This is a genomic window from Pseudomonas sp. PSPC3-2, from assembly GCF_049897085.1.
GTDB classification, from domain to species: domain Bacteria; phylum Pseudomonadota; class Gammaproteobacteria; order Pseudomonadales; family Pseudomonadaceae; genus Aquipseudomonas; species Aquipseudomonas paraveronii.
In genome coordinates, this window is record NZ_JAFCVO010000039.1 from 1 (window position 1) to 2395 (window position 2395).

Genomic DNA, 2395 nt, shown 5'->3' on the forward strand with positions numbered 1-2395 from the left:
GTCGCCAAGGCCAAAGCCAACGGCTTGAAAGTGATCGCGGTGGATGATCGTTTCGTCGACGCCAAGGGCAATTTCATGGAGGACGTGCCGTACCTGGGCATGGCCGCTTTTGAAGTCGGCCAGAAACAAGGCGCGGCGATGGCCGCCGAGGCGAAAAAACGCGGTTGGGACTGGAAGGACACCTACGCGGTGATCACCACCTTCAACGAACTCGATACCGGTAAAAAGCGCACCGACGGCTCGATCAAATCCCTCGAAGAAGCGGGCATTCCCAAGGACCACATCCTCACCGCCGCCCTCAAAACCCTCGACGTGCCCGGCAGCATGGACGCCACCAACTCGGCCCTGGTCAAGCTGCCCAGCGGCGCGAAAAACCTGATCATCGGCGGCATGAACGACAACACCGTGCTCGGCGGCGTGCGCGCCACCGAAAGCGCCGGGTTTGCCGCCGCGAATGTGATCGGCATCGGCATCAATGGCACCGACGCCATCGGCGAATTGAAGAAGGCCAACAGCGGCTTCTTCGGCTCGATGCTGCCGAGCCCGCACATCGAGGGCTACAACACCGCGCTGATGATGTACGAGTGGGTCACCAAAGGCACGCAGCCGCCGAAATACACGGCCATGGACGAAGTGACGCTGATCACTCGCGCCAACTTCCAGGAAGAACTGACCAAGATCGGGCTGTGGAAATGACCGGCGCGGCCTTGCGTTTCAATGGCATCGGCAAGGAGTTTCCCGGTGTGAAAGCCCTGGCGCAGATCAGCTTTGAAGCGCGGCCGCACTCGGTTCACGCGCTGATGGGCGAGAACGGCGCGGGCAAGTCGACGCTGCTGAAGATCCTTGGCGGCGCCTACATCCCGAGCAGCGGCAGTGTGCAGATCGGCGAGCAGACCATGGCCTTCAAATGCGCGGCCGACAGCATTGCCAGCGGTGTCGCGGTGATCCACCAGGAGTTGCATCTGGTGCCGGAAATGAGCGTCGCCGAAAACCTGTTCCTCGGGCATTTGCCGGCGCGCTTCGGCGTGGTCAACCGCCGGCTGCTGCGCGAGCAGGCGCTGGCCTGCCTCAAGGGCCTGGCCGATGAAATCGACCCGCAGGAGAAGCTCGGGCGGCTGTCCCTGGGCCAGCGTCAACTGGTGGAAATCGCCAAGGCGCTGTCCCGTGGCGCGCATGTGATCGCCTTCGACGAACCCACCAGCAGCCTGTCGGCCCGCGAGATCGACCGGCTGATGGCGATCATCACGCGCCTGCGCGACGAGGGCAAAGTGGTGCTGTACGTGTCCCACCGCATGGAAGAAGTGTTCCGTATCTGCGACGCGGTGACGGTGTTCAAGGACGGCCGCTACGTGCGCACCTTCGACGACATGAGCGCGCTGACCCACGACCAGCTGGTCACCTGCATGGTCGGCCGCGACATCCAGGACATCTACGACTATCGCCCGCGCGCGCACGGCGACGTGGCGCTCAAGGTCGACGGTTTGCTCGGCCCTGGCCTGCGCGAGCCGATCAGTTTTGACGTGCGCAAGGGCGAGATCCTCGGCCTGTTCGGCTTGGTCGGCGCCGGGCGTACCGAGCTGTTTCGCCTGCTCAGCGGCTTGCAGCGCGCCACGGCGGGGCAGTTGGAACTGTGCGGGCAAGCGCTGCAATTGCGTTCGCCCCGCGACGCCATCGCCGCCGGCGTACTGCTGTGCCCGGAGGACCGCAAGAAGGAAGGCATCATCCCGCTGTCCAGCGTGGCCGAGAACATCAACATCAGCGCGCGCGGCGCCCATTCCCGGTTTGGCTGGCTGCTGCGCGAGGGCTGGGAGCAGGGCAACGCCGGCCGGCAAATCAGCGCGATGAAGGTCAAGACCCCAAGCGCCGAGCAAAAGATCATGTACCTGTCCGGCGGCAATCAGCAGAAGGCCATTCTCGGCCGCTGGCTGTCGATGCCGATGAAGGTGCTGCTGCTGGACGAGCCGACGCGGGGCATCGACATCGGCGCCAAGTCGGAGATCTACCAGATCATCCATGACCTGGCGGCCAGCGGTATCGCGGTGATTGTGGTGTCCAGCGACCTGATGGAGGTGATGGGGGTTTCTGACCGCATTCTGGTGCTGTGCGAAGGCACTTTGCGCGGCGAACAACGGCGCGAACACGCCACTGAATCCAACTTGCTGCAACTGGCCTTGCCGCGTGGCCTGGCGAACTGAGAGACGACTATGACGACCCAACACAACGCGTTGCCGACGGCACGCAAACCCTTGGATATGCGCGCGCTGCTCGACAACTGGGCGATGTTGCTCGCGGCGCTGGGGATTTTTCTGCTGTGTGCCTTGCTGATCGACAACTTCCTCTCGCCGCTGAACATGCGCGGGCTGGGCCTGGCGATTTCCACGGTGGGCATTGCGGC

General features: G+C 63.8%; 2 protein-coding genes and 1 pseudogene. All 3 read left to right on the top strand.

Annotated elements, in window-relative coordinates; all coding sequences use genetic code 11:
- Positions 1–696: arabinose ABC transporter substrate-binding protein (locus tag ACP7CJ_RS28760; protein WP_426103232.1), on the top strand; the 696-nt coding region annotated here is incomplete at its 5' end.
- On the top strand, positions 693–2195 hold the full coding sequence (gene araG, locus ACP7CJ_RS28765; protein ID WP_426103233.1) for an L-arabinose ABC transporter ATP-binding protein AraG: 1503 nt from the start codon (positions 693–695) through the stop codon (positions 2193–2195). The genes ACP7CJ_RS28760 and araG, both read left to right, overlap by 4 nt.
- Positions 2196–2204: 9 nt before the next feature.
- A pseudogene (locus ACP7CJ_RS28770) lies at positions 2205–2395 on the top strand (L-arabinose ABC transporter permease AraH); the annotation flags it as partial.